This is a genomic window from Agrobacterium sp., from assembly GCF_059499945.1.
In genome coordinates, this window is record NZ_JCABZP010000015.1 from 87,726 (window position 1) to 111,925 (window position 24,200).

At 59.9% G+C, this 24,200-nt stretch carries 27 protein-coding genes; 13 read left to right on the forward strand and 14 right to left on the reverse strand.

Features of this window, described 5'->3' with window-relative positions; genetic code table 11:
- Positions 1–108: 108 nt before the first annotated feature.
- The 4 genes from AC5I5B_RS17955 to AC5I5B_RS17970 form a co-directional block, all read right to left on the reverse strand.
- Complete coding sequence (locus AC5I5B_RS17955) at positions 109–1,038, reverse strand: prephenate/arogenate dehydrogenase family protein (protein WP_111833918.1); 930 nt, start codon at positions 1,036–1,038, stop codon at positions 109–111.
- On the reverse strand, positions 1,038–2,144 hold the full coding sequence (gene hisC / locus AC5I5B_RS17960; protein WP_003509893.1) for a histidinol-phosphate transaminase: 1,107 nt from the start codon (positions 2,142–2,144) through the stop codon (positions 1,038–1,040). Before hisC (AC5I5B_RS17960) ends, AC5I5B_RS17955 begins: the two co-directional genes overlap by 1 nt.
- A gap of 149 nt (positions 2,145–2,293) precedes the next feature.
- Positions 2,294–3,400: a histidinol-phosphate transaminase gene (gene hisC / locus AC5I5B_RS17965; protein ID WP_111833919.1), complete on the reverse strand. Its 1,107-nt coding sequence runs from the start codon at positions 3,398–3,400 to the stop codon at positions 2,294–2,296.
- Positions 3,401–3,483: 83 nt separating this feature from the next.
- Complete coding sequence (locus AC5I5B_RS17970) at positions 3,484–4,245, reverse strand: class I SAM-dependent methyltransferase (protein ID WP_003509892.1); 762 nt, start codon at positions 4,243–4,245, stop codon at positions 3,484–3,486.
- A 105-nt stretch (positions 4,246–4,350) separates the two neighbouring features.
- On the opposite strand from AC5I5B_RS17970, the gene gloB reads away from it, so the two are divergent.
- A complete protein-coding gene (gloB, locus tag AC5I5B_RS17975; protein ID WP_003509891.1) occupies positions 4,351–5,121 on the forward strand; it encodes a hydroxyacylglutathione hydrolase in 771 nt (256 codons plus the stop codon).
- On the forward strand, positions 5,121–5,561 hold the full coding sequence (locus tag AC5I5B_RS17980; protein ID WP_020012174.1) for a cupin domain-containing protein: 441 nt from the start codon (positions 5,121–5,123) through the stop codon (positions 5,559–5,561). The genes gloB and AC5I5B_RS17980 overlap by 1 nt, the downstream gene beginning before the upstream one ends.
- A gap of 207 nt (positions 5,562–5,768) precedes the next feature.
- On the opposite strand, the gene AC5I5B_RS17985 is transcribed toward AC5I5B_RS17980, so the two are convergent.
- The gene (locus AC5I5B_RS17985; RefSeq protein ID WP_003509889.1) at positions 5,769–6,542 is read right to left on the reverse strand and encodes a DUF3108 domain-containing protein; all 774 of its coding nucleotides are present in this window, start codon (positions 6,540–6,542) and stop codon (positions 5,769–5,771) included.
- Positions 6,543–6,577: 35 nt separating this feature from the next.
- Positions 6,578–6,796 carry a hypothetical protein gene (locus tag AC5I5B_RS17990; RefSeq protein ID WP_162695482.1) on the reverse strand — a complete coding sequence of 73 codons (219 nt, stop codon included), beginning with the start codon at positions 6,794–6,796 and terminating at the stop codon, positions 6,578–6,580.
- Between AC5I5B_RS17990 and rpmB the strand changes: the two genes are divergently transcribed.
- The 3 genes from rpmB to AC5I5B_RS18005 all read left to right on the forward strand — a co-directional run bounded on the left by rpmB (position 6,795) and on the right by AC5I5B_RS18005 (position 8,337).
- Positions 6,795–7,085, forward strand: a complete 291-nt coding sequence (gene rpmB, locus AC5I5B_RS17995; protein ID WP_003509888.1) for a 50S ribosomal protein L28 — start codon at positions 6,795–6,797, stop codon at positions 7,083–7,085. The two genes, AC5I5B_RS17990 and rpmB, sit on opposite strands and share 2 nt — an antisense overlap.
- A gap of 164 nt (positions 7,086–7,249) precedes the next feature.
- Positions 7,250–7,888 carry a queuosine precursor transporter gene (locus AC5I5B_RS18000; protein WP_003509887.1) on the forward strand — a complete coding sequence of 213 codons (639 nt, stop codon included), beginning with the start codon at positions 7,250–7,252 and terminating at the stop codon, positions 7,886–7,888.
- A gap of 113 nt (positions 7,889–8,001) precedes the next feature.
- Complete coding sequence (locus AC5I5B_RS18005; RefSeq protein WP_020811446.1) at positions 8,002–8,337, forward strand: pentapeptide repeat-containing protein; 336 nt, start codon at positions 8,002–8,004, stop codon at positions 8,335–8,337.
- Between the two features lie 3 nt (positions 8,338–8,340).
- On the opposite strand, the gene AC5I5B_RS18010 is transcribed toward AC5I5B_RS18005, so the two are convergent.
- The 4 genes from AC5I5B_RS18010 to AC5I5B_RS18025 all read right to left on the reverse strand — a co-directional run bounded on the left by AC5I5B_RS18010 (position 8,341) and on the right by AC5I5B_RS18025 (position 13,060).
- A complete protein-coding gene (locus tag AC5I5B_RS18010; protein ID WP_031234115.1) occupies positions 8,341–9,318 on the reverse strand; it encodes an esterase-like activity of phytase family protein in 978 nt (325 codons plus the stop codon).
- Between the two features lie 37 nt (positions 9,319–9,355).
- A complete protein-coding gene (gene cobT, locus AC5I5B_RS18015) occupies positions 9,356–11,260 on the reverse strand; it encodes a cobaltochelatase subunit CobT (protein ID WP_003509876.1) in 1,905 nt (634 codons plus the stop codon).
- 106 nt (positions 11,261–11,366) lie between these two features.
- On the reverse strand, positions 11,367–12,356 hold the full coding sequence (cobS, locus tag AC5I5B_RS18020; RefSeq protein ID WP_003509875.1) for a cobaltochelatase subunit CobS: 990 nt from the start codon (positions 12,354–12,356) through the stop codon (positions 11,367–11,369).
- Between the two features lie 68 nt (positions 12,357–12,424).
- Positions 12,425–13,060 (reverse strand): J domain-containing protein, encoded by a 636-nt coding sequence (locus AC5I5B_RS18025; protein WP_020012181.1) that lies wholly within the window; start codon positions 13,058–13,060, stop codon positions 12,425–12,427.
- 114 nt (positions 13,061–13,174) lie between these two features.
- Here AC5I5B_RS18025 and AC5I5B_RS18030 point away from each other — a divergent pair, with 114 nt between their 5' ends.
- Positions 13,175–13,456: a BolA family protein gene (locus tag AC5I5B_RS18030; protein ID WP_003509873.1), complete on the forward strand. Its 282-nt coding sequence runs from the start codon at positions 13,175–13,177 to the stop codon at positions 13,454–13,456.
- Between the two features lie 102 nt (positions 13,457–13,558).
- Entirely contained in the window at positions 13,559–14,092 is a 534-nt protein-coding gene (locus AC5I5B_RS18035; RefSeq protein WP_003509872.1) for a P-loop NTPase family protein, read from the forward strand.
- Positions 14,093–14,113: 21 nt separating this feature from the next.
- On the opposite strand, the gene aroB is transcribed toward AC5I5B_RS18035, so the two are convergent.
- The gene (gene aroB, locus AC5I5B_RS18040) at positions 14,114–15,247 is read right to left on the reverse strand and encodes a 3-dehydroquinate synthase (protein ID WP_003509871.1); all 1,134 of its coding nucleotides are present in this window, start codon (positions 15,245–15,247) and stop codon (positions 14,114–14,116) included.
- 4 nt (positions 15,248–15,251) lie between these two features.
- Positions 15,252–15,833, reverse strand: a complete 582-nt coding sequence (locus AC5I5B_RS18045; RefSeq protein ID WP_003509869.1) for a shikimate kinase — start codon at positions 15,831–15,833, stop codon at positions 15,252–15,254.
- A 188-nt stretch (positions 15,834–16,021) separates the two neighbouring features.
- Between AC5I5B_RS18045 and AC5I5B_RS18050 the strand changes: the two genes are divergently transcribed.
- The 5 genes from AC5I5B_RS18050 to AC5I5B_RS18070 all read left to right on the forward strand — a co-directional run bounded on the left by AC5I5B_RS18050 (position 16,022) and on the right by AC5I5B_RS18070 (position 19,930).
- The gene (locus AC5I5B_RS18050) at positions 16,022–16,195 is read left to right on the forward strand and encodes a histidine kinase (protein ID WP_111833920.1); all 174 of its coding nucleotides are present in this window, start codon (positions 16,022–16,024) and stop codon (positions 16,193–16,195) included.
- Positions 16,192–17,178, forward strand: a complete 987-nt coding sequence (xerD, locus tag AC5I5B_RS18055) for a site-specific tyrosine recombinase XerD (protein ID WP_111833921.1) — start codon at positions 16,192–16,194, stop codon at positions 17,176–17,178. Before AC5I5B_RS18050 ends, xerD begins: the two co-directional genes overlap by 4 nt.
- A gap of 62 nt (positions 17,179–17,240) precedes the next feature.
- Complete coding sequence (locus AC5I5B_RS18060) at positions 17,241–18,194, forward strand: acetyl-CoA carboxylase carboxyltransferase subunit alpha (protein ID WP_080864766.1); 954 nt, start codon at positions 17,241–17,243, stop codon at positions 18,192–18,194.
- Positions 18,195–18,386: 192 nt separating this feature from the next.
- Entirely contained in the window at positions 18,387–19,685 is a 1,299-nt protein-coding gene (locus tag AC5I5B_RS18065) for a L,D-transpeptidase family protein (RefSeq protein ID WP_111784693.1), read from the forward strand.
- Positions 19,682–19,930, forward strand: a complete 249-nt coding sequence (locus tag AC5I5B_RS18070; RefSeq protein ID WP_003509859.1) for a sulfurtransferase TusA family protein — start codon at positions 19,682–19,684, stop codon at positions 19,928–19,930. The genes AC5I5B_RS18065 and AC5I5B_RS18070 overlap by 4 nt, the downstream gene beginning before the upstream one ends.
- A gap of 209 nt (positions 19,931–20,139) precedes the next feature.
- Here the strand turns inward: AC5I5B_RS18070 and AC5I5B_RS18075 are convergent, their stop codons facing one another.
- Positions 20,140–21,270 (reverse strand): CobW family GTP-binding protein, encoded by a 1,131-nt coding sequence (locus AC5I5B_RS18075; RefSeq protein ID WP_111833922.1) that lies wholly within the window; start codon positions 21,268–21,270, stop codon positions 20,140–20,142.
- 193 nt (positions 21,271–21,463) lie between these two features.
- Positions 21,464–22,519: a D-alanyl-D-alanine carboxypeptidase family protein gene (locus tag AC5I5B_RS18080; protein ID WP_162695483.1), complete on the reverse strand. Its 1,056-nt coding sequence runs from the start codon at positions 22,517–22,519 to the stop codon at positions 21,464–21,466.
- A 224-nt stretch (positions 22,520–22,743) separates the two neighbouring features.
- Here AC5I5B_RS18080 and AC5I5B_RS18085 point away from each other — a divergent pair, with 224 nt between their 5' ends.
- On the forward strand, positions 22,744–23,907 hold the full coding sequence (locus tag AC5I5B_RS18085) for a M20 aminoacylase family protein (protein WP_111833924.1): 1,164 nt from the start codon (positions 22,744–22,746) through the stop codon (positions 23,905–23,907).
- Positions 23,908–24,200: the final 293 nt, after the last annotated feature.

The window sequence follows — 24,200 nt, forward strand, 5'->3', positions numbered from 1 at the left end:
TGGATCCTCGGGTCAAGCCCGAGGATGACGACGGGGAGGCTTTGGCACTTTGCCGGCGGGCGTTATGGGCCGGATCAAATCCCACCACGACTATAAGCGAAATGCGCCTTACTTCTTCTGATCCAGCGCATGACGCCCGAAGTCCGGCGCATCGACATCCTGACCGGCCTGCACGATAGAGCGGCGGATGGCGCGAGTGCGGGAAAACAACTCGAACAGCTTGTCGCCCTCTCCCCAGCGGATCGCCCTTTGCAGGGAGGCGAGGTCTTCGGAAAACCGCGCCAGCATTTCAAGGATGGCATCCTTGTTGTGCAGGCAGACATCGCGCCACATGGTGGGATCGGAGGCGGCCAGACGGGTGAAGTCACGGAAACCAGAGGCGGAATATTTGATGACTTCCGATTCGGTCACCGTCTCCAGATCATCCGCCGTGCCGACGATATTGTAAGCGATGATGTGCGGCAGATGCGAAACGATCGCCAGAACCTTGTCATGGTGTTCGGCATCCATTTCATCGACACGGGAGCCGAGCGCGCGCCAGAAATCCTTGAGCTTTTCCAGCGCCGCCGCATCCGTGCCCGGCAGCGGCGTGAAGATGCACCAGCGGTCGCGGAAGAGGCCGGCAAAACCGGCATCCGGGCCGGATTTTTCCGTACCCGCCAGCGGGTGGCCGGGAATGAAATGCACGTTATCAGGCATATGCGGAGCCATCTGCGCGATAACCGAGGCCTTGGTGGAGCCGACATCGGTAACGATAGCGCCCGGTTTCAGATGCGGCGCGATCTGCTGCGCCACGCTTTCCGACGCGCCAACCGGCACCGAGACGATGACGAGATCGGCGTCCTTGACCGCCTCCGCCGCCGAAACGCTGTAATCCGTGCCGAGCGCCAGTTCTTCCGCCCGTTTCAGCGTCTCTTCGCTGCGCGTGGAAATCGTCACATGGCGGGCAAGACCCAGTTCCCTGATATCGCGGGCAATAGACGAGCCAATCAGGCCGATGCCAATCAGCGCGATGCGTTCAAACATGATCTCAGCCATCACGCCTGCCCCATGAACTCGGTAAGAGCAGCGATGACGCCGAGATTGGCCTCTTCAGAACCGACGGTCATTCTCAGCGCATTCGGGAAGCCGTAACCGCGCACTGCACGCAGAATATAACCGCGGCGGCTCAGGAACTCGTCGGCATCCGTTGCCCGCTTGCCGTCCTGATCCGGGAAATGGATGAGGATGAAGTTGGTGACGGATGGTGTGACGGTGAGACCAAGGCCGGTAAAGGTCGTGACCAGCTTTTCCATCCACAGCGCGTTATGCGCCACGGCCTTCTCTACGAAGGCCTGATCGCGGATCGCAGCGGCACCGGCAGCAATGGCCGGCGCGCTCATGTTGAATGGGCCGCGCACGCGGTTCAGCGCATCGATGATGGCGGCGGGACCATACATCCAGCCGACGCGCAGGGCGGCGAGACCATAGACCTTCGAGAAGGTGCGGGTCATCACCACGTTGCGGTTGCCGGATACCAGCTCAAGCCCGGCCTCGTAGTCGTTCTTGCGGACATATTCGGCATAGGCCGCATCCAGCACCAGCACGACATGTTTCGGCAGGCTGGCCTGCAGGCGGCGGATTTCCGCAACGGGAACATAGGTGCCGGTGGGATTGCCGGGATTGGCGACGAAAACCATCTTCGTCTTCGGCGTCACGGCGGCGAGGATCGCATCCACGTCCACCGCGCAGTCCTTTTCCTTCACCGTCACCGGGGTCGCGCCCGCGCCCATGATCTGGATCTTGTAGACGAGGAAACCATGTTCGGTGATGATCGCCTCATCGCCCGCGCCCAGATAGACGTGGCAAAGCATGCCGAGCAGCTCGTCCGAACCGTTGCCGCACATGATATTCGCAATGTTGAGACCATGCACGTCGGCAATCGCCTGGCGCAGCGCAATCGCCTGTCCGTCCGGATAGATTTCCAGATGGCTGGCCGCGGTGCCGAAGGCCTCTATGGCTTTCGGGCTGGGCCCAAGCGGCGTTTCATTGGAGGAGAGCTTATAAACCTTCGCAACACCGTCCACATGTTCCTTGCCGGGAACATAAGCAGCGATATCCAGAATACCCGGACGCGGAACAGGTTGGCTAAGCTCTGCACTCATTTGATCGACCTTTGGAAAAACGCCGGAGAACCCGGCAAAAGCAATGCCGGAGGCATTAGACCGGAATGGGTGTTTTGTCGAGGGTCAGAGGCTTTCCCTGTTTCGCGACAATGCCAAACAGTGCGATCCGCTCGAACGGGATCTGTTCGTCAGGCCTGCCCCATGAACTCTGCAAGGGTCGCCATGACGCCGAGATTGGCCTCTTCCGAACCGACGGTCATTCTGAGAGCATTGGGGAAACCGTAGCTGCGCACCGCACGCAGAATATAACCGCGGCGGCTCAGAAACTCATCCGCATCCGCCGCACGCTTGCCGTCCCGGTCGGGGAAATGGATTAGCAGGAAATTGGCGACGGACGGCGTGACGGTCAGGCCGAGCGCGGTGAACGCATGGGTCAGCTTATCGCGCCAGAAAAGATTATGCTCGATGGTCGTTTCCACAAAAGCCTGATCGCGCAAGGCAGCAGTGCCGGCGGCAATCGCGGGTGCATTCAGGTTGAACGGGCCACGCACACGGTTAAGCGCATCAACGATGTCCGCCGGGCCGTACATCCAGCCGATACGCAGTGCGGCAAGACCGTAAGCTTTGGAAAGCGTGCGGGTCATAACGACGTTGGGCCTGTCCGACACCAGCTCAAGGCCGGTTTCATAGTCGTTCTTGCGCACATATTCGGCATAGGCCGCATCGATCACCAGAAGAACATGCTTCGGCAGGCTGGCCTGCAGGCGGCGAATTTCCGCGACAGGAACATAGGTGCCGGTGGGATTGCCTGGATTGGCGACGAACACCATCTTCGTCTTCGGCGTCACCGCCGATAAAATAGCGTCCACGTCGACGGTGCAATCCTTCTCCTTGACCGTAACAGGTGTTGCTCCCGCTGCAATGATCTGGATTTTGTAGAGGAGAAAGCCGTGCTCGGTAACGATCGCCTCGTCACCCGCGCCAAGATAGACCCTGCAAAGCAGTTCCAGCAACTCGCCCGAACCATTGCCGCAGATAATATTGGCGAGGTTGAGACCATGAACCTCAGCGATGGCGCAGCGCAGCGCAGCCGCGTGACCGTCCGGATAAAGTTCCAAATGGGCGGAAGCCGTGCCGAAAGCCTGTATCGCCCTGGGGCTCGGCCCAAACGGCGTTTCGTTGGCGGAAAGCTTATAAACCTTGGCGACGCCATCGACATGTTCCTTTCCGGGAACATAAGCGGCGATATCGAGAATACCCGGACGCGGAACAGGTTGGCTTAGCTCTGCGCTCATTTTTATCGGCCTTAAAAAAAGTCGGAGAACCCGGCAAAAGCAATGCCGGAGGCATTAGACCGGAATGTGCGTTTTGTCGAGGGTTAGCGCGGCTTTCCCTGCTGCACGGCGGCGCGGGTGGTGGGCACCCCCTGCGGCGCCAGAACCGGCACGAAAACCCGACGCGAAGCACGCTGCGTGACAGGCAATCCCTGATAGAGGCGTTTTTGCGCTTCCACCACGATGACACCGGAAAATAGCGGCCACAGCCGGCGACCGGTATGCTCGAGATAACGACGGAATTTCAGCACCGGCCGGCTTGTGGTCGGCGGGAAGAACAGCGCCTCGGCGGAGGCGCCCGGTGTGAAATTGGTTTCTCGCAAAAGAGCCGTCAGCTGCCCGCGCGAATAGGGCCTTCCGGAACCGAAGGGCGTATGTTCCATGCGCGCCCAGACGCCGCGGCGGTTCGGCACCACGATGACGAGGCGGCCACCCGGCGCCAGCACCCGCCACAGTTCCTTGAGGCTTTCGCGCGGATTTTCGGCAAATTCCAGCGCATGCACCATCAGGACACGGTCTATCGACGAATCAGGCAGCGGCAGTTCCTCATCGAACACCAGCGCGGTGGAAGAAAGCTCGCCCGCCGGCCAGTTCACCGCCCCCTGCCCCGCCGGCATGAAGGCGAAGGTGCGCTCCGTATCGTGGCGGAACCGCTCCAGAAACGGCACGGCATAACCCAGCCCGACCAGACGCTCTTCCGGCAAAGGCGGCCAGAGCGTCGAAAGCGCCATGGTGATCGCCTGCTCGGCCGAACGGCCAAGCGGAGAATGATAGAATTCGCGCAGATCGACGATATCGGTATTCATGGCGAGAATGTAGCATCAGGCGGTTGGACTTCAAGGCGTCTGCCCTTACATTGAAGGTCAGGCGGGCGAATGCGCCGGTTTTGGCCGGCAAATGGAGAGGATAAGATGAAACCTTTGGAAATAGACGTCTTTCTTTGCCGCAGCGACAATTTCGGGGTTCTCCTGCATGACCCCGAAAGCGGGGCGACCGCCGCCATCGACGCCCCGGAAGAAAGTCCTATCCTGCATGCTCTCGACGGCCACGGCTGGAAGCTCACGCATATTTTCACCACCCACCACCATCAGGACCACGTGGAAGCCAATCTGGCGCTGAAGGACAAGTTTCAGTGCGAAATTCACGGTCCCTATGATGAGGCTGTTGCAATACCCGGGCTCGACCGCTCGCAGGCCGATGGCGACGAATTCGAATTCGCCGGTCGCCGCGTTCAGATCATCGCCACACCCGGTCATACGGCGGGACATATCTGTTATTATATGCCGGATGACGGGCTGCTGTTTGCCGCCGATACGCTGTTCGCCATGGGCTGCGGTCGCCTGTTCGAACGCCCGGCGGCGGATATGTGGCACTCCTTCCAGAAACTCATTGCCCTGCCGGATGAGACCAAGGTCTATTTCGGCCATGAATATACGCTGACGAATGCCCGTTTCGCCTTGACCGTCGATCCCGACAATACCGTGCTGCGCGACCGCGCGGAGCAGGTGGAAAAGGCGCGGCAGGCGAATGAATTTACCATTCCCACCAGTATCGGGCTCGAAAAACAGACCAATCCCTATATGCGGGTGGCCGATCCCGGCATCCGCAAATATCTTGGCCTGGAAAGCGCCACCGATGCCGACGTCTTCGCGGAAATCCGCACGCGCAAGGACAATTTCTGATGGGAACGGATATATCCGCGCAGGCGATCATTCGTGAACTGGGGCTGGAGCCGCATCCCGAGGGCGGTTTTTACCACCAGACTTTCCGTGACAAGGCCGGCGGCGAGCGCGGCCACTCCACGGCGATCTATTATCTCCTGGAAAAAGGCGACCGCTCGCACTGGCATCGGGTCACCGATGCGGTCGAGGTCTGGCACTATTATGCCGGCGCGCCGATTGCGCTGCATCTTTCGCAGGACGGCCGGGAGGTGCAGACCTTCACGCTCGGCCCCGCCATTCTGGAAGGCGAGCGCCCGCAGGTGATCGTTCCCGCCAATTGCTGGCAATCGGCCGAAAGCCTCGGCGATTTCACCCTCGTCGGCTGCACCGTCTCGCCGGGCTTTGCCTTTTCGAGCTTCGTCATGGCGGAACCCGGCTGGTCGCCGGGTGATGCGGCGTAACCCTGAGAGCAATCAAAAGCCCGGTCGTGCTCCGCTTGTTTCTTCTCCCCGCCGGGGAGAAGTCCGCGGCAGCGGGATGAGGGGGAAACGGTAGCGATATTCGGAGAGGGTGCCCCCTCATCCGACCCTTCGGGCCACCTTCTCCCCGAACGGGGAGAAGAAATACGCGGCAACGCCTGCTTTCAATTGCCCTGCCATCAATCTTGGTCAGCCGCCGTATTTCGTGGCGGTAATATAGACCTGTCCCACCCGCGTCGGAATGATGGCGTAGACCGGCGCATAGACATCCATGTTGTTGGATTTCGCAAACCAGATCTCCATCGAAATGGATTTCAGATATTCGATATCCTTGCGTCCCTGCCGATAGCCCGACTTCGGCACATAACGCGCCTTGCAGACGATGGCGTCGCCATTAAAACCATTGGTCTTGAACGGCTTGGTGCCGCTGGAGCTCAAAACGAGATCCAGCCGCGATTCGCCGTCATAGATCGGCAGGCGAGTCGGGCAGATGCGGCCGCCCGCGGGAATGATGAGACCGGAAATCGGATCGAGAACCGAGCGCAGATCGCGGTCCTTCACGTCAACCCAGTTGTCCGGCCGCGCCTTAGGCTCGGGTTTCACTGTCGTCGATGTGACGTTGCCGTTGCGATAGACGACGTCATAGGTGCGCACCCGCTTGCCGTCCTTGTAGACCAGCGAATATTCATTGGCCTGCAGCCGGTGGCCGCGCTTGGCGCCGGAAACCGTCGTTTTGCCGGAAATATCCTTGAGGATGCTGGCAAGGCCGGCGGCGCTGAAGGAACCGGAGATCGAATAATTCGGCCCATCCATGCGAGTCGAAAAACTTGCCCGCGCAATCGGCAAAATGCCGAGATTGATGCTGTATTCGCTTGTGTGGCGCGCTTCGGCGGCGAGCGAGGGGGAGACACCCGCAAGCGCCATGGTAGCGGCCATGAAAATGCTTTTTCCTCTGGCAATCATTTCGATATCACCTTAAAAGAGGCGCGGAAGCGGCCTTATCGGGCGACCATATACGCTGACTTGTGGCAATAAAAAAGCGGACGACGGTTGAAAACGCCGGAATTTCCTTTGATTTGCTCGCGGGCGGCTTGACTGTTAAGTCCCGTCTGACTATAGAACCGCAACTTTCCAATCATGGCCAGTTGGATTGCCACCCCGGTTTTGCCGGTGGCGAGCCAGTGGTGAAACAGACGAAACGAAATAGGTGTACCCATGTCCCGTGTATGCGAATTGACCGGCAAGGGCGTCCAGACGGGCAACAACGTCAGCCACGCCAACAACAAGACCAAGCGCCGGTTCCTTCCGAACCTCTGCCAGGTCACGTTGATCTCCGATGCTCTCGGCCAGCGCTTCCGCCTGCGTGTTTCCGCAGCCGCTCTGCGCTCCGTTGAACACCGTGGCGGCCTCGATGCCTTCCTTCTGAAGTCCGGCGAAAACGAACTGAGCATGCGCGCTCGTCTCCTGCGCCGCCAGATCGCCAAGAAGACTGCTGAAGCTGCTTAATAGCGGTTTCGATATCATCTGATATTCAGAGGGCTTGAATGGCTTTTGCCGCTCAAGCCTTTTGTTTGTTTTAGATTTTCGTTGCATCGAGTTTTGCGGAAACCGTTTGAGACGTTTCGCGCCGATGCTTGGCTCCAACTGGTGGCATCACCCAGGATAAAAAAATGCCCTATCTGCGCTATACGCTTATCTATGTTCTGCTGATGACGCTCGTCGTCGTCGCGTCCAATATTCTGGTGCAATACCCGCTCTCCGGCTCGCTGTTCGGCGTCAATCTCGGCGACCTCCTGACCTGGGGCGCCTTCACCTATCCGATCGCGTTCCTTGTTACAGACCTGACCAACCGCCAGTTCGGCCCGTCCATCGCGCGTCGCGTCGTGCTTGCGGGCTTCGTCGTCGGCGTCACGCTGTCCTTCTGGACATCCATCCCGCGCATCGCTGTTGCTTCCGGCACCGCCTATCTCATCGGCCAACTGCTGGATATTTCCGTGTTCAACCGCCTGCGCCGCCAGCGCTGGTGGCATGCGCCGCTGGCCGGCTCGATGCTGGGCTCGGTGCTGGATACGGCTCTGTTCTTCTCCATCGCCTTTGCAGCAAGCTTCTCCTTTGTCGGCCCCAATGATGCCTTCGCCATCGAAAACGCGCCGCTGCTCGGCATCTTCGCTCTGGAAGCCCCCCGGTGGATTTCCTGGGCGCTGGGCGATCTTTCGGTGAAGGTCCTTGTCGGCCTCGTCATGCTGCTGCCTTATGGCGCGCTGATGAACACGCTGAAGCCCATGCCAGGCACCGCCAAACCGAGCTGATACTTTCCGTCAGCGAGATTTGAGGCCGGGGGATGCATGATCAGATCACGCTTGCAAACCCACGGGTGGCGTTGCAATCTGCCGTCCGTGGCAAAGCTCGGAGGCGGATCGGCATGCAGATCAAGGACGTTATCGACATTGTGGATGCGACGAGCGCCACGCTTTCGGGCTCCAGCTTCGATAACGTCAATCTGTCGGGGACGGTCTTCAACAATGTCAATCTGGCCGGCACACGCTTCAATGACATCAACTTTTCCGGTGCGTCGTTTACGGACAGCAACATGTCCGGCTGGTCGATCGATGACGTCAATTTTACCGGACTGAAGCTGAGCAACACGAACCTCTCCGGCGCGCAGATAACCGCGTGCCGAATGACCGGCATGAAGATCGACGGCATTCCGGTCGAGGATCTCCTGGCTGCCTACAAGGCGGCACAGGAGCAGGCCTGATATTCACTCCACCAGCTTGAATTCCAGCATCAGATTGCGCTGGAGAAACGAGTGGTTGTCATCGGAAACGATGATGAGGCGCGTGGAACCGTCCGGCCCCTTCACCACATCCATGCCTTCCATATTGTCGATCTGGTAGGCCATGCCCGCTTCCATGAGGATTTCGCCATCCACCACCGCGCCCGGCCGGATATCCGCCCCGCGGATGCGGCGGATGCGCATGCCCACACCTTCGGCGAAGTTGAAGCGCCGCTCGAGAAGCAGCAGATCGCCGTTTGGCAGGAAAGCGCCATCAGTCACGTCGAATGAGGGGTGATGGGTAACGGCAAATGTGCCCTTGAGCGGGCCTTCCAATATGGCGGCAAGAAGATTGCCGTCGGTATCGATGCTCTTTTCGGCCACCACGACGAGAGCGCCGGCGAGCGGCGAATCGGCCGGCGATACAGCAAGCGCCTCCATGCCGCCATTATGGCGCAACTCGTTATTGGGGATGAGATGCGGCAGGCGGTCGAGCGGTTTCGAGGTAGCGAAGCCTGGATCGGGATAGATATCGATCCTGTGACGTTGCTCGTAACTGACCAAAACCTTGCCGTCGCGTAGCGCCAGCCCTTCGGCATCCATCTCCATCTTGCGCGGCGGTTCGCGGCCGCTCATATCCAGCATGGGGGTGATACGGACTTCAGCAAGGCCAGACAGCGCCCCGACAGCGTCACGCGTGACTCTGCCCGTCAGCCAATGGCCGGTATCCAGCACCGCAATAAAATCCTCACCGTTTGGGCGGAAGCGGATGGAGGATATGGCCCCGAACAGTTTTTCCGGCGCGCTCATCACCATGCCGCCGACAAATTCCAGCTTGCCGAAACGTTTCTCGCTGGTGCCGACTTCGAAAGAAGACAGAAGACGCGCACTCACCGGCACATCGATGGTCGAAGCGCCGATGGAAACCGGGAACAGCGATGCGGCCGCCAGAATGGCGGCCATTGAGAGCGTTTTACAGGCGGAGAAAACCCGGCCCCGCTTATCCCGCACGGCGAACCCTGCGGGACGAACCGGAAGCGTTGCTCGTATCCTCGAAGAGCGCTGCGAGCTGCTCGGTCATCGCGCCCGCCAGTTCGTCGGCATCCACGATGGTCACGGCGCGACGATAATAACGTGTCACGTCATGGCCGATACCGATTGCCAGCAGTTCCACCGGCGACCGTGTCTCGATCTGCTCGATGACGGCGCGCAGGTGCCGTTCCAGATAATTGCCCGGATTGACCGACAGGGTCGAATCGTCGACCGGCGCACCGTCCGAGATCATCATCATGATCTTGCGCTGCTCGGGGCGACCGATCAGACGGTTATGCGCCCACATCAACGCCTCACCGTCGATGTTTTCCTTCAGCAGGCCTTCGCGCATCATCAGGCCGAGATTGCGTCGCGCGCGCCGCCACGGGGCATCCGCCGATTTGTAGATGATGTGCCGCAGATCATTGAGACGGCCGGGCGAAGCCGGCTTGCCGCTGGCCAGCCATTGCTCACGCGATTGCCCGCCCTTCCACGCCTTGGTGGTGAAGCCCAGAATTTCCACCTTCACGCCCGAGCGCTCCAGCGTGCGCGCCAGAATATCCGCGCAGGTGGCCGCAACAGTGATGGGCCGGCCGCGCATCGAACCGGAATTGTCGATGACGAGCGACACGACGGTATCGCGGAACTTGGTGTCGCGTTCCTTCTTGAAGGAGAGCGGCTGCATGGGATCGATGATGAGCCTGACGAGGCGAGCCGGATCGAGATAACCCTCTTCCAGATCGAAGTCCCAGGAACGGTTCTGCTGCGCCATCAGGCGGCGCTGAAGCCGGTTCGCTAAGCGCCCGACCGCACCCTGAAGATGGGCGAGCTGCTTGTCGAGGAAGGCGCGCAGACGGTCCAGTTCGGCCTCGTCACACAATTCCTCGGCGTGGATTTCCTCGTCGAATTCCTGCGTGAAGATGCGATAATCGACCTTTTCATTAAAGTCGTCGAAGGGGCTGTTGGGGCGGCGGGTCTCGCCGGGCGTTTCGGAATCCTCGTCGAGATCGTCGGACATTTCTTCGTCCGACATCTCGGCGCCGTCCATCTCGCCTTCTTCCATTTCCTCCTGCGAGGCCTCGTTTTCATCGGCGGGCGTCGCGTCCGAGCCGGCCTCTTCCTCGACCTGCTCTTCTTCCGTCTCGTTGGTGCGCGGCTGGTCCTCGTTGGACTCCGCTTCCTGACTGTCAGGCTCGTTATCCTCGTCGCCGAAATCTTCCGCCATCTGCATGGAGGTCAGCATCTTGCGCACCAGCCGCGAAAACGCCTTCTGGTCGGTGATGACGCTGGAGAGATCCTTGAGGTCGCCGGCGGCCTTGTCCTCGATGAAATCGCGCCACAGATCGACAACCTTGCCGGCGCTTTCCGGCGGCTTTTCGCCCGTCAGCTTCTCGCGCACCAGAAGCGCCACGGCTTCGGCGAGCGGCGCGTCGTCCTTGTTGGTGATGCCGGCGAAGTTGGCCTTGGCGTATTTTTCCGTGTTCATGGCCTGGATGTTGGAGGCCATGCCCGGCATGCGCAGCGCGCCGATCGATTCCACGCGCGCCTGTTCAACCGCGTCGAAGATCAGCCGCGCTTCGGCGCCCTGCGGCGACATCACCGCATGCGTGTCGGCGTCATGGCAGGCGAGGCGCAGCGCCATGGAATCACCGAGGCCGCGGGTGATCGCGATTTCCTGCGCGGTCGGTTTCTTGGAGATTTCCGGCAGGCGCATGCGCTCACCGGCAAGGCCCGGCCGCTCATTGGCGAAAACGACCTCGACTTCGGCATCGCCGGCAACGGATCGCACGCATCCGGCAATCGCCTGACGCAACGGCTCCGTATCAACAGCCGTACCCGGTTTTGCTCTGGAATTGTCGCCGCGCGCTGCCATTGTCTTTCCTGTCATTTGCCGACGCGTGGAGACCGCCCATCGATATGTGCGCGGTCTGCCGGCGTCTTCAAGTCATCGAAATCGTCTCCGGACAAGCCGGGGACGATCAGGCGCTGAGAACGATGTTCGCAGCGCTTTCCTTCAGCTCGACGCCAAAGGCCCGCTGATATTGTTCGGCCACCAGCGTGCGCTCAAGCTCGTCGCACTTGTTGAGGAAGGTCACACGGAAGGCAAAGGCGAGATCGCCGAAGATTTCCGCATTTTCCGCCCAGGTGATGACGGTACGCGGGCTCATGACGGTGGAAAGATCGCCATTGACGAAGGCCGAACGGGTGAGATCGGCCACGCGCACCATCTTGGAAACGGTTTCGCGTCCCTTCGGATTGTCGAGGCTCTTCACCTTGGCGGCGATGATGTTCACTTCCTGCTCATGCGGCAGGTAGTTCAGCGTCGTGACGATGGACCAGCGGTCCATCTGCGCCTGGTTGATCTGCTGCGTGCCGTGGTAAAGACCCGTCGTATCGCCAAGGCCGACCGTGTTGGCGGTCGCGAAAATGCGGAAGGCCGGGTGAGGACGGATGACGCGGCTCTGGTCGAGCAGGGTCAGGCGGCCCGAGGATTCCAGCACGCGCTGGATAACGAACATGACATCCGGACGGCCGGCATCATATTCGTCGAAGACGAGCGCGACATTGTGCTGGTAGGCCCAGGGCAGAATGCCGTCCTTGAATTCGGTAACCTGCTTGCCGTCTTTCAGGACGATGGCGTCTTTGCCGACGAGGTCGATACGGCTGACGTGGCTGTCGAGGTTGACGCGCACGCAGGGCCAATTGAGGCGGGCAGCCACCTGCTCGATATGGGTGGACTTACCGGTGCCGTGGAAACCGGAGACCATGACACGTCGGTTGTGAGCAAAACCGGCAAGGATCGCGAGTGTCGTATCGCGGTCGAACAGATAGTCGGGATCAAGGTCAGGCACATAGGCGTCGCCCTGCGAATAGGCGGGAACCCGCAGATCCGTATCAATGCCGAAAACCTCCCGCACGGACACCGTCGTGTCGGGCAGGTTGGAAATATCAAGGTCGATTTTGCTCATCACGTCTCCAAGGCGGGCGGCAGCCACCCGGCCACATCATCAATCAGGCGGTAAACACGTAAGTTGGCTTAGCAGAAACCTGACTGCTTTAACAATTGATATGCTTGAACAACAGCCCGAAAACGCTCTTCCGAACCACGATCGCCACCATTAGCATCAGGATGATGCTTTTTGACAAGCTCCTTGTAGCGCCTTTTTATGTCTTCCTGCTTTGCGCTGGAAGAAAGACCGAGCGTATCGAAGGCTTTTGCCTCCAGCGTCTTCAATTTGCGGTCCTGCTGCAGGCGGGTGCCGCCTGCCTTTGCGCCGCCCGCAAAACCGCCGGCAAAGCCGAAAGGATCGCGGATACGGGCATTGCCGCTGGCCGTGCCGGAACGCAGCGTGGAATGCAGCGGGCTGTCGCGGGCCGTCTTGTTGACGCCGACCGTCCAGGTGGGGCGATGACCGGTGATCGCTTCCTTCTGGTAGCGGGCAATCTCGCTGTCGGAGAGGCCGGAAAAATAATTATAGCCCTTGTTGTATTCCTTCACGTGCTCAAAACAGAACAGGAAGAATTGCCCCTCGGCATTGCGGCCGACGGGTGCCCGGTGAATGCCCGGTTTATCGCATCCGTCCCACTGGCAGGTGGGGGCCTGAACCTCAGGTTCCCGCTCCCTTTTCCGGCGCGTGCGGATGCGATCGAAATATTTCGAATCCAGTTTCATGATGCCCTGATTATGGGGTGCGAAAAGCTGCACAACAAGAATTGACAAAGCGGAATGTTGCTGGCTTTTAGGTAGCCCCCTTCAAGACCAGCCAACGAGAATGGAGCCCGTCGCATGTCCCTGCGAGAACGCATAGAAACCAAGCTCCGGGAGAGCTTTTCACCCGAGCGCCTGAGGGTCGTCGATGAAAGCCAGATGCATGCGGGCCACCAGCCGGATATGACCGGCACAGGCGAGACGCATATGCGTGTTCAGATAGTATCCGAAAGCTTTTCCGGCAAGTCTCGCGTCGAACGCCACCGGGCGATCAACGCACTTTTGAAGCCGGAACTCGACGCGGGGCTGCATGCGCTGGCGATCGAGGCGGCGGCGCCGGGGGAAGCGGTGCGGTTCTAGTTTTAACCACGCAACATTGCTTTCGTATTTCCGGGCTAAAAATCCAGTTGGTGCAAAGATTCTGCATTTCAAGAGAGAACCTTAACTCGACGGATTACCCAAATGTCGATAGCAGCCAGCCCTTCGCTCCGCATCGCCATCATCGGCAACAGCGGATCCGGCAAAAGCAGTCTCGCCGCAAAAGCCGGTTCGGCGCTGAAATTGCCCTTTTACGATCTCGATCGCCTTCACTGGGAGGAGGATGGCCGCAAACGGGACGAGGCGGAAGCCAGACTTCTGGTGGCCCGGCATGCCAATACCAGCGACTGGATCATCGAAGGGGTCTATGGCTGGCTGGTTGAAACGGCGTTGCCGCGCGCGAAGGTGCTGATATGGCTCGACCTCCCCTGGGCAGAATGCCGCGAGGGCCTGTTGCGGCGCGGAGCGCAGCACGGCGAGACCGAAAGCGATCAGGCGGCACTTCTGGCTTGGGCAGGAGATTATTGGACGCGGACGACGTCATCCTCCTTTGCGGGACATTTGCAGCTTTATGAAACCTTCGGCGGCGGCAAAATCCGATTTCAAAGGCGTGCAGATGTGTCGACGATGCCGCTGCAAACGATAGGACGCCTTGCCAGCGAGACCGGCGCCTTTTGACCGCGTGGCGCCGGGGATAACTTAACCCGGATGCTTCTCCGACAGGAAGGACTGCACCTCGGACGCCGCAACATCGTCAGCCACGAAGGACTGACCAATACCGTGGGTGAGGATGAAGGTGAGCTTGCCGCCCTTGACCTTCTTGTCCTGCCCGATCGCCGTCATCAGCGTTTCGACCGGCGGCAGTTCACCGGGAATATCCTTCATCGTTGTCGGCAGGCCAACTGCCTTCAGATGCGCTTCGACGCGGGCCGCATCATCAGGGCTTGCGAGGTTCAGGCGTGCGGAGAACTGGTGCGCCAGCACCATGCCGATGGCGACGCCTTCGCCGTGAACCAGCCGCTTGCTGTCATAATTGGTCGCCGCTTCCAGCGCATGGCCGAAGGTGTGGCCGAGATTGAGAAGGGCGCGCACGCCGTTTTCTTTCTCGTCGGCCACCACCACATCGGCCTTGGCCTGGCAGCTGGTCGCAATCGCCTGGATGCGGGCAGGGCCGCCGGTGCGGATTTCATCCCAGTTCTTTTCCAGCCAGAAGAAGAAATCCGGCTTGTCGATCAGGCCATATTTGACGACTTCGGCATAACCGGCGCGGAACTCCCGCGGGCTCAGCGTATCGAGCACCGCCGTATCCGCCAGCACCAGATCGGGCTGGTGGAAAACGCCGACGAGGTTCTTGCCGTGGCGGGTGTTGATGCCGGTCTTGCCGCCGACGGAAGAATCGACCTGCGCCAGCAGCGAGGTCGGTATCTGCACGAAGCGCACACCGCGGCGCACGATGCCCGCCGCAAAACCGGCGAGATCGCCGATAACGCCGCCGCCGAGTGCGATCACCGCATCGTTACGCTCCACTCTTGCTGCCAGAACCGCATCGCAGACGGTGACCAGATGCTCGAAGCTCTTGGTCTTTTCGCCAGCCGGCAGGGTGAGCGAAACGGCCTCGATGCCATCAGTCTGCAGGCCATCCATCAGACCTTCGAGATAAAGCGGCGCGACATGTTCATCGGTGATGATCGCCGCGCGCCTGCCCTTCAGCCGCGCCGAAATTTCACCGCCCGCCCGGCCGATCAGGCCAGGCCCGATCAGAATGTCATAGGCGCGCTCGCCGAGCGGCACATGGACGAGACGTTCATCGGCGTGGATTTCGGAAGGCGTCATGGTGTCAGTCTTTCTGTTCGATGCCGGCTATGGCGGTCAACACTTCGGTCACGATGATTTCCTTGCGGACATCACGGGATTCGATGGTCATGTCCGCTTCCGCATAGATCGGGTAGCGCTTCTCCATCAGCGCCGCCAGGGTGGCCTTGGGATTTTCGGTCTTGAGAAGCGGACGGTGGTCGCGCTTGTTGACCCTTTCCCACAACACCTCGAGATCGGCCTTCAGCCAAAATGAAATGCCGCCGCGCGTAATGTGCCGGCGGGTATTGTCATTGATGAAGGCGCCGCCGCCGGTGGAGATGACCTTGGGGCCTCCGCGCAGCAGGCGCTTGATGACCCGCGTTTCCAGCGCCCGGAACTCCTCTTCGCCATAGGTGGCGAAAAGTTCCGATATCGTCATGCGCGATACGCGCTCGATTTCGACATCCGTATCAATGAACGGAACCTTGAGCTGCTGGGCGACCATGCGGCCCACCGCCGACTTTCCAGCCCCCATCAGCCCGACGAAGACGATGTTGCGCCGTCCGAGCTTTGCCCGCGCTTGCTCCCCGAGTGTGGCCGGGACGGATAAATTCGTTTCATTCATAAATTTGAAAGCCCGTTTGGCATGGATATCTGCAAATGTTTACGAAGCGTCAAGCCAAATTGCTGACTGAATTGCGGTGAATCACAATCATCGCCGCATGCGGCACGGGGCGGAGCGGCCATTTTGATCTTGTCGCCGCTTTCGCCGCACCGCATATAGATTTCGACCGCCACCCTTACGGAGCCGCCATGCCCACCCTCTTCCGCTTCACGATGATACTGGCGACCATCGGGGGGCTGATCTATGGCGGCATGGTGCTGCTCGTCATGGTCGTCAAGCCGCGCGACCGCGAGGTGACTGTGCGCATCCCCTCCGAGCGGCTGAACCCGCCGGCGACAGAACCGGCAAGGCGCACCCCATGAACGGGCAACCGACGACAGGGCGCGACGGCGCGCGGCTCGAAAGTTTTCTGGAAATGATGAGCGCCGAGCGCGGCGCCGCCGCCAACACGCTCTCTTCCTATGAGCGCGACCTTGTCGATCTCAGTGAATTTCTCAGCCACCGCGGCCAGTCATTGACCGATGCCGCAACACCAGACCTTTCCGCCTATCTGACCCACCTTTCCACTCAGGGCTTTGCCGCAACCTCGCAGGCAAGACGCCTTTCCTCCATGCGGCAGTTTTATCGCTTTCTTTATTCGGAAGGGCTGCGCGGTGACGACCCGACCGGCATCATCGATGCGCCCAAGAAAGGCCTCGCCCTGCCGAAAACGATGAGCGTCGCCGATGTGAACAGGCTACTTGGGCTCGCGGCGCAAGAGGCTGCAACCGCAGGTCCCGGCCAGCTTGCCCGCATCCGCATGCATCTGCTGCTTGAGTTGCTTTATGCCACCGGCATGCGTGTCAGCGAACTCGTCTCCTTGCCCGTCAAGGTGCTACGCCAGGAAGGCCGCTTCCTGATGATCCGCGGCAAGGGCAACAAGGACCGCATGGTTCTTCTTTCCCGTGCCGCCATCGAGGCGATGGAAAAATACGAGGCAGCCCGAAAGGCGCTCGTACAGGAAAAAGACAAGGCGCCGAAAAAGGCCGCAGCCACGGAGAGCCCATGGCTCTTTCCTTCCAGCAGCAGGCAAGGGCACCTGCCCCGCCAGGTCTTCGCCCGCGACCTCAAGGACATCGCCATTCGCGCGGGTCTGACCCCGTCCGTGATATCGCCGCATGTCCTGCGTCACGCCTTTGCCAGCCACCTCCTGCAGAATGGTGCGGATCTGCGCGCGGTGCAGGAACTGCTCGGCCATTCCGACATTTCAACGACACAAATCTATACACATGTGCTGGAAGAACGCTTGCAAGAGCTGGTACAAACACATCACCCCCTTGCCAAACAGGGCAAAAACCTTGATTAGAGCGACCGGAACCGCCGGATAATCCGGTCAAACCTTGCGCAAAACGATCGGAAACGGATCTCATGCACAATTATCTCGACTTCGAAAAACCTATCTCGGACCTTGAGGGCAAAATCATCGAGCTGAAGAAGCTTGCCGATGAAGACGAGAGCATAGACACCTCGGAGGAGATCAACCGTCTGGAATCGCGCGTCAACGACGCGATGCAGGACATCTATTCCAAGCTGAACGCCTGGCAGAAAACGCAGGTCGCGCGTCATCCGCAGCGCCCCCATTTCGTCGACTACGCCAAAGCGCTGTTCACGGATTTCACGCCGCTCGCCGGTGACCGCAAATTTTCCGAAGACGCCGCCATTCAGGCGGGCCTTGCCCGTTTCAACGGTCAGCCCGTCGCCATCATCGGCCAGGAAAAGGGCAACGACACCAAGAGCCGCCTGAAGCATAATTTCGGCAGCCCGCGCCCGGAAGGTTACCGCAAGGCGATCCGTGTGCTGGAACTGGCCGACCGTTTCTCGCTGCCGGTCATCACCCTCATCGATACGGCTGGCGCTTATCCCGGTGTTGGCGCGGAAGAGCGCGGCCAGGCCGAAGCCATCGCCCGCTCGACGGAAATGTGCCTCAACGTGAAGGTGCCGATCGTCTCCGTCGTCATCGGCGAAGGCGGCTCGGGCGGCGCAATCGCGATCGCCACCGGCAACCGCGTCTACATGCTCGAACATGCGATCTATTCGGTGATCTCGCCGGAAGGTGCCGCCTCCATTCTCTGGCGCGATTCGACCCGCGCCAAGGAAGCCGCGACCAATATGAAGATCACTTCGGAAGATCTGAAGTCGCTCGGCGTCATCGACGGCATCATTCCGGAGCCGATCGGCGGCGCGCATCGCGCCCCGGAAACCGTCATCAATGCAACCGGTGACGTCATCGCCAAGGCTTTGGCCGATCTTTCCCAGCGTTCCGGCACACAGCTGCGCGCCGAACGCCGCCAGAAATTCCTGGATATCGGCCGGAACCTTTAAGCCCGGCCTTATTTTCCTTGAATATCGCCCCAACTCGGCCATAGTCCGGTCACATCAAAAGATGTATCGGTGGCCGCGGGGGCGGATCCGATTTGAGTTAAGAAGATGTAAACGGTTAATACCGTATTTAAAATACACACGGGACGGTGTAGAACTGCCGCCGCTTCGTGCCATCGTCTTTCGGATCAGATCATGCGTTTGACACATTTTGCACTTCTTGCCTGCACCGCGCTCGTTCTTGCCGGCTGCAACGATACGCTCGAAACCGTTGAGCGCGACGTCTCACACGTCAAGAACAAGGTCGATTACCCGCTGTCTCCGTCCATTCTGGCCGAGATCGACAAAAGGGGCATGGACCGTACCTCACCGATTATGATCCGCATCTTCAAGGAAGAAGGTGCCTTGGAAATCTGGAAAGCGAGGCGCGACAACCGTTTCGAGAAGATCGCCGGCTACGAGATTTGCGCATGGTCCGGCAAACTCGGCCCCAAGGTGAAAGAGGGTGACCGGCAGGCGCCGGAAGGTTTCTACAACCTGACGCCCGCGCATCTCAATCCGAACTCCAAATATTATCTCGCCATCAATACCGGCTTTCCGAACCGTTACGATGCCGCTAATGGCCGCAACGGCACCAATCTGATGATCCATGGCGCCTGCTCGTCCTCTGGCTGCTATTCGATGACGGATGCACAGATTCTTGAAATCTACGGTTTCGCGCGCGACGCCTTCAAGGGCGGCCAGAAAACCGTGCAGCTGCAGGCCTTCCCCTTCCGCATGACGGCGGAAAACATGGCTCGCCATCGCCAGAGCGAGCATCTCCAATTCTGGAAGATGCTGAAGGTCGGTTACGACAATTTCGAAGTCACCAAGCGCCCGCCGGAAGTGAATGTCTGCGAGAAGAAATATGTCTTCAACCAGCAGACCGAAGGCGGCAGTTTCAATGCCGCCGCCCAGTGCCCGCCGATGAGCACGCCGCCGGCACTCGCAAGCGCGCTGTCGAGCTACGAAAAGACCTACGATCTCGCCTATGCAACGGCGATGAAGAAATATGACGGCATGGCCTGGTACGACCCGAGCGAGGCGGAGCGCAAGGCGCTGGTGGCCGAAAAGCGCAAGGGCCGCGAACCCGCCTATGCGCCGACCGGCTCGGCGCTGAAAGCTGGCAAGCTGATGAAGGAAACGGAATATGCCGCGCTGATGGAGAAGAAGGCGCAGCAGGTGACGTCGTCCTCACCGGCCACAACCGCAACCGCCTCGGCCCTGCGCGGTCCGCGTCCTTCGGCTGTCCAGCCCGCCACGGCACCGCAATCGAACCCGGCGCCCGCGGCACCGACGATGGTTGCCTCGGCCACCCCGGCCGCAGCCGGTCAGACCGGAGCTGCCGCCCAGAGCGTCCCCGTTCCGGCCATGAACCCGCTTGCCTATTCCGCCGCACCGGCACCGGAAGCGCCGGAAAAGAAGCCGTTCTGGAAGTTTTGGGCCAAGGAATGAGCGAAACGGCCGAGATCGCTTATGATTTGAGGGGGCTTAAATGCCCCCTTCCGGTTTTGAGAAGCCGCAAGAAACTCGCAACCCTGAAGAGGGGCGATGTTCTGACCGTCGAGACGACCGATCCGCTGGCGGTGATCGATATTACCCATATGTGTAATGAAGATGGGCATAGTCTGGTTGAGACCACTGCGCTGGATAAGGGGCATCGGTTTCGAATTGTGAAGGGCGGGGAAACCGACATTTGACGGTGTCGCCGGTGGTTCACCCCCCTCTGCCCTGCCGGGCATCTCCCCCTCAAGGGGGGAGATCAGCAAGATGCGCCGTCGCCACTACATTCGCAACGGTTAAGATGGGCGAGACCTAGCCGCAAGTCGATCTCCCCCTTAAGGGGGAGATGTCCGGCAGGACAGAGGGGGTGAACTACACCCATCGACCTAGGCCATCACGGCGCGACCTAAAACCGCAACCCGGAAACCGCCAACGGATTATCCGTCATCGCCTGCCTGTCCGGCCGGTCAATGCCCGGTGCACTTGTGAAGGCGGCGAACAGGTCTTTTACAAACGCCTCCGGCAAATCCTTCGTAATCAGCACCATGCGCGTACGCTGATCGGCCGGGTCCGGCCATGCCGAAAGGCGCTCGGGCGTGTGGAAAATATTCTGCACCCCATGGAGCACCAGTGGCCGGCCCGGATTATCCGACAGCTTGACGATCGCCTTCATGCGCAGGAGCTTTTCACCATGCGCCGAGCGCAGCAAATCCACGAACATGTCGATCGCCATCGGGCTTACCGGCTGGTCGTGGATGATTGAGAAGGACCGGATGGATGCATCGTGCCGGTTCACATCGTGATGATGGTGATGGTCGTCGTGGTCGCCATGATGGTGGTGATGGTCATGGTGGTCGTGATCGTGCGCCGCCTCTTCGCCCAGCCAGCGGCCGACATCGGCATTCTTGCTGCCGGCATCGTAAAGTCCGTTGTCGAGAAGCCCCGCAGCGCTCCAGTCGGTTTTGTCACCATCCTCAATTGTCGCACGCGGATTAATGGCCTGAAGGCGAGCTGTCAGCGCGGAAATCGTGGCGGCATTGGCAAGCGCGCGCTTGGTCATCACCAGACGGTCGGCCACGGCCGCCTGTTTCACCGCCTCCTGATGGTTATCCAGAGTGGAAAGGCCATTCACGGCATCCACCACCGTAATCATGCCGTTCAGCACGAAATTCTGTGCGATAACGGGGTTGCCCATGACCGACTGCATGACGGGGGCGGGATCGGCAAGACCCGTGGTCTCGATGACCACCCGTTTTACCGGCTTCAGCTTGCCTGTCTGGATACCATCCATCAGTTCCGCCAGCGTATCCACCAGCTCGCCACGTACCGTGCAGCAGAGGCAACCCTCCGCCAGTTCGATGATGCCCTCGCCGGCGCTTTCGACCAGCATGTGATCGATGCTGACATCGCCGAATTCATTGATGATTATCGCCGCATCGCTCATCGCGGGATCCTTGAGAAGCCGGTTGAGCAGCGTCGATTTTCCGGCGCCGAGAAATCCGGTGATGATGGAAACCGGGATGCGATCGCGAGACATGACTTGCCTGTATGTTGATGGCCGCTCCGGCAGGTCACTGGACGACGCGAAACCCGGAGCCGCATGGAGCTAAAAGAAATCGCCCGAGGCTGGAAGCCACGAGCGACATTGTAATATCATAACATCATTGGCCTGCGAATACACAAAGTGCATCGCCACCCCGGCACTGGCCCCTCAAGGCCACCACCGACGATCAGAATGTCGGGCGCGGGATCGGGATCGGCACGTTCGCGAGTTCACCCTTGCCAGCTCCCTTGGCGGCATTCACCGCCACCGTCTCGCTGCCCGGAATGAGACCGGCGAAGGAATATTCCGGCGGGCGGGTCATTTCCTGCACGTAGGGCGAATGGATGACCATGCGGCCAGCCTCGTCGCGGCTTTCGCTGCGCACCTTGGCGGCCTTCGGATTGCAGATCTCGGCGCTGACATCATTCACGTCGCCGGTATCGCCATAGGGCGCCAGCGAGGCAAGCGAAACACCCTGGCCGGAAGGCGCAGTCAGCCCCATCTGCAGCAGATCGGCCGACTGGTCGGTGCGCCCGGCAAGGCTGTCCGCACCCAGCACGACCGTGATGACCGAGCGGCCATTGCGCACGGCTGACGATACCTGGTTGAAGCCGGAGGCACAGATGAAACCGGTCTTCATGCCGTCAGCGCCATCAAAGCGGCCAACCAGCATGTTGAAGTTGGCGTAGTTCTTCTTGCCGGTGCTGACGCCCTCCAGCGAGAAATAATGGGCATATTCCGGGAATTCCCGCTTGATGATCAGCGCCAGCAGCGCCAGATCCCGGGCGGTCGTATATTGCCCCTTGCCGGGCAGGCCATTGGCATTGATGTAACGGGTGGAACTCATGCCCAGCCGCTGCGCCTGCGCATTCATCTGCGCCACGAAATTGTCGCTGGTGCCGCCGATGGTCTCGGCGATCGCCACGGCGATGTCATTGGCGGATTTGATGAGCAGCAGCTTCAAGGCGCTGTCCATCGTCAGCTTCTGGCCCGGCTTGAAGTACATTTTCGAGGCCGGCTGGTCGGCGGCCTTCTTGCTCATCACCACTTCCGTCTGCGGGCTGATCTTGCCGGCCTTCATCTGTGAAAAGGCGATATAGGCGGTCATCAGCTTGGTCAGCGAAGCGGGATACCACTTGCGGAAGGCTTCCTGGTGGGAAATCACCTTGCCGGTTTTGACATCGACCACCATTTTCGGATTGGCATTTGCCACGGGCACCACGGCCACGAGGCCCGCGGTCATGATGGCAATAGCTGCGGAGAGCCGCCGGGCGGCGTTTGGCGATTTAAAAGTCTGTGGCAAGGCTAGTCCTCGAATTCCCGTCTTCGGTCGGGGAATGGCAATATTCACCATATATGTCCTAGCAATGGCAAAGTACATTGATTACGTCAATTATGCGGCGCACTATCCACCACGGAGGATAGGATTTTACGACACGCCGTACCGATGAACCCAGGAATGAACGAATGCCGATTTTGAACAGAGCCGCCGAACTCCAGCAGGAAGTCAGCGAATGGCGGCATCACCTGCATGAAAATCCCGAGATTTTATATGATGTCGACAACACCGCAGCCTTCGTTGCGGAGAAGCTGAAATCTTTCGGCGTTGACGAAATCGTGACCGGTCTCGGTCGCACAGGTGTTGTCGGCGTCATCAGGGGCAATCTTCCGGGCAATCGCACCATCGGCTTTCGCGCGGATATGGACGCTCTCCCAATTCTGGAGGAAACCGGCAAGCCCTGGGCCTCCAAAACCGCAGGCGCCATGCATGCCTGCGGCCATGATGGCCACACGGCCATGCTGCTTGGCGCGGCCAAATATCTCACCGAGACCCGCAACTTCGCCGGCTCCATCGCCGTCATCTTCCAGCCGGCGGAAGAAGGAGGTGCCGGCGCGCTTGCCATGGTCGAGGACGGCCTGATGGAGCGTTTCGGCATCAACGAGGTCTATGGCATGCACAACATGCCGGGCATTCCGCTCGGCGCCTTCGCCATCCGCAAGGGCGGCATCATGGCCGCACCCGACAAGTTCTCGATCACGGTCAAGGGCCGCGGTGGCCATGCGGCCCAGCCGCACCGCACCATCGATCCGATTACCATCGGCGCGCAGATCGTCGGCAACCTGCAGATGATCGCCTCCCGCAACGCCGATCCGATCCGTTCCGTCGTCGTCTCCGTCACCCGTTTTCACGCCGGCTCCAGCCACAACATCATCCCCAACGAGGCCTTGATCGCCGGCACGGTGCGGAGCCTGGATGAAACGGTGCGCGATCTGGCGCAGGATCGCATCAAGCAGATGGCGGAAGGCATTGCCCTTGCCAACGGAGCGGAAGCGGAAGTCGTCTACGAGCGTTATTGCCCGGTGACCTTCAATCACGCCACCGAGACCGACCACGCCATCCTTGTTGCCCGCGATGTGGCGGGCGAACCGAATGTCGACGCCGATGTCGATCCTTCCATGGCGGGTGAAGATTTCTCCTTCATGCTGAAAGAAAGACCGGGCTGCTTCATCTTCATCGGCAACGGCGATTCGGCAGGCCTTCACAATCCCGGCTATGATTTCAACGATGAGGCCATCGCCTACGGCATTTCCTATTGGGTGAAACTGGCTGAACAGCGCCTGACGAGCTGATTGCCGGCGAAAGTGAAGAAAGCCGAGGAGGAGATCAGCCGCGATAAAGATCGCGGTTGATCCGCAGGCATCGTCAGGTTAAAGAGCAATTCAGTGTCCACGTAGCTCAGCAGGATAGAGCACAGGATTCCTAAGACAAATTGGGGGTTGCGCCCGGAAACGACGCAATCGATCTGCTCAAAGTCGGGGAAAGCTTCGCTGGTCTTCCAGCATGCCAATCCCGAGCCAAGCTCCGGAGAAATCCGGTGAAGGTGTAGAGACTGGATGGGCAGCACCTAAAGGCCTGACGGCCC

Bases quoted from the DNA above. Each gene is read 5' to 3' on its own strand.
- AC5I5B_RS18030 (WP_003509873.1), top strand. From the start codon at position 13,175: ATGTCCCTGCGAGAACGCATAGAAACCAAGCTCCGGGAGAGCTTTTCA.
- AC5I5B_RS17985 (WP_003509889.1), bottom strand. From the start codon at position 6,542: ATGATTGCCAGAGGAAAAAGCATTTTCATGGCCGCTACCATGGCGCTT.
- AC5I5B_RS17980 (WP_020012174.1), top strand. From the start codon at position 5,121: ATGGGAACGGATATATCCGCGCAGGCGATCATTCGTGAACTGGGGCTG.
- AC5I5B_RS18035 (WP_003509872.1), top strand. From the start codon at position 13,559: ATGTCGATAGCAGCCAGCCCTTCGCTCCGCATCGCCATCATCGGCAAC.
- aroB (WP_003509871.1), bottom strand. From the start codon at position 15,247: ATGACGCCTTCCGAAATCCACGCCGATGAACGTCTCGTCCATGTGCCG.
- hisC (WP_111833919.1), bottom strand. From the start codon at position 3,400: ATGAGCGCAGAGCTAAGCCAACCTGTTCCGCGTCCGGGTATTCTCGAT.
- AC5I5B_RS17970 (WP_003509892.1), bottom strand. From the start codon at position 4,245: ATGAATACCGATATCGTCGATCTGCGCGAATTCTATCATTCTCCGCTT.
- AC5I5B_RS18000 (WP_003509887.1), top strand. From the start codon at position 7,250: ATGCCCTATCTGCGCTATACGCTTATCTATGTTCTGCTGATGACGCTC.
- xerD (WP_111833921.1), top strand. From the start codon at position 16,192: ATGAACGGGCAACCGACGACAGGGCGCGACGGCGCGCGGCTCGAAAGT.
- hisC (WP_003509893.1), bottom strand. From the start codon at position 2,144: ATGAGTGCAGAGCTTAGCCAACCTGTTCCGCGTCCGGGTATTCTGGAT.
- AC5I5B_RS18080 (WP_162695483.1), bottom strand. From the start codon at position 22,519: ATGACCGCGGGCCTCGTGGCCGTGGTGCCCGTGGCAAATGCCAATCCG.
- AC5I5B_RS18070 (WP_003509859.1), top strand. From the start codon at position 19,682: ATGAGCGAAACGGCCGAGATCGCTTATGATTTGAGGGGGCTTAAATGC.
- AC5I5B_RS18045 (WP_003509869.1), bottom strand. From the start codon at position 15,833: ATGAATGAAACGAATTTATCCGTCCCGGCCACACTCGGGGAGCAAGCG.
- cobS (WP_003509875.1), bottom strand. From the start codon at position 12,356: ATGAGCAAAATCGACCTTGATATTTCCAACCTGCCCGACACGACGGTG.
- AC5I5B_RS18025 (WP_020012181.1), bottom strand. From the start codon at position 13,060: ATGAAACTGGATTCGAAATATTTCGATCGCATCCGCACGCGCCGGAAA.
- AC5I5B_RS18005 (WP_020811446.1), top strand. From the start codon at position 8,002: ATGCAGATCAAGGACGTTATCGACATTGTGGATGCGACGAGCGCCACG.
- AC5I5B_RS18085 (WP_111833924.1), top strand. From the start codon at position 22,744: ATGCCGATTTTGAACAGAGCCGCCGAACTCCAGCAGGAAGTCAGCGAA.
- AC5I5B_RS18060 (WP_080864766.1), top strand. From the start codon at position 17,241: ATGCACAATTATCTCGACTTCGAAAAACCTATCTCGGACCTTGAGGGC.
- cobT (WP_003509876.1), bottom strand. From the start codon at position 11,260: ATGGCAGCGCGCGGCGACAATTCCAGAGCAAAACCGGGTACGGCTGTT.
- AC5I5B_RS17955 (WP_111833918.1), bottom strand. From the start codon at position 1,038: ATGGCTGAGATCATGTTTGAACGCATCGCGCTGATTGGCATCGGCCTG.
- gloB (WP_003509891.1), top strand. From the start codon at position 4,351: ATGAAACCTTTGGAAATAGACGTCTTTCTTTGCCGCAGCGACAATTTC.
- AC5I5B_RS18075 (WP_111833922.1), bottom strand. From the start codon at position 21,270: ATGTCTCGCGATCGCATCCCGGTTTCCATCATCACCGGATTTCTCGGC.
- AC5I5B_RS18065 (WP_111784693.1), top strand. From the start codon at position 18,387: ATGCGTTTGACACATTTTGCACTTCTTGCCTGCACCGCGCTCGTTCTT.
- AC5I5B_RS18010 (WP_031234115.1), bottom strand. From the start codon at position 9,318: ATGGCCGCCATTCTGGCGGCCGCATCGCTGTTCCCGGTTTCCATCGGC.
- AC5I5B_RS18050 (WP_111833920.1), top strand. From the start codon at position 16,022: ATGCCCACCCTCTTCCGCTTCACGATGATACTGGCGACCATCGGGGGG.
- rpmB (WP_003509888.1), top strand. From the start codon at position 6,795: ATGTCCCGTGTATGCGAATTGACCGGCAAGGGCGTCCAGACGGGCAAC.
- AC5I5B_RS17990 (WP_162695482.1), bottom strand. From the start codon at position 6,796: ATGGGTACACCTATTTCGTTTCGTCTGTTTCACCACTGGCTCGCCACC.